Below are 501 nucleotides of genomic sequence, written 5' to 3'. Positions count from 1 at the left end.
ATCACATCTTCATCTTCAGACGGTAAGCTACTGGAGATCCCCTTCAATCCGGTGTATCGCAATTTTGCCAAAGGGTTGCAGGAAATAACCAGTTGGATCAATCAGAGATTGTGTTAAAAGTTTGCTAAATTTTATCGATTTGGTAAAACAGGTGCTTCACCTAAGGAGATCGTAATGACGTTACCGAGTGGGCATCCGAAAAGTAGATTGATCAAGAAATTCACCGCGCTTGGCCCGTACATCCGGGAAGGGCAGTGCGAAGATAATCGATTTTTTTTCGATTGTCTGGCTGTTTGCGTCAACGTGAAACCGGCCCCTGAGAAACGCGAGTTCTGGGGCTGGTGGATGGAACTGGAGGCGCAGGAAAAACGCTTCACGTATAGTTATCAGTTTGGTTTGTTTGATAAAGACGGTAACTGGACTGCGGTGCCGGTGAAAGAGACTGAAGTGGTAGAGCGACTGGAATACACCTTACGTGAATTCCATGAAAAATTACTTGGC

The 501-nt window shown here is 45.7% G+C and carries 1 protein-coding gene; it reads left to right on the top strand.

Annotated elements, in window-relative coordinates:
* Positions 1-174 precede the first annotated feature (174 nt).
* Positions 175-501, top strand: a 327-nt coding sequence (gene crl / locus J5M73_RS31120; protein ID WP_207816895.1) for a sigma factor-binding protein Crl, incomplete at its 3' end; no start/stop codon positions are given.

The organism is Pseudomonas sp. 50_B (genome assembly GCF_017491625.1).
Lineage (GTDB): Bacteria > Pseudomonadota > Gammaproteobacteria > Pseudomonadales > Pseudomonadaceae > Aquipseudomonas > Aquipseudomonas danubii.
Note: the sequence above shows the minus strand (reverse complement) of the source record. Positions and strands in the feature narration are given on the sequence as shown.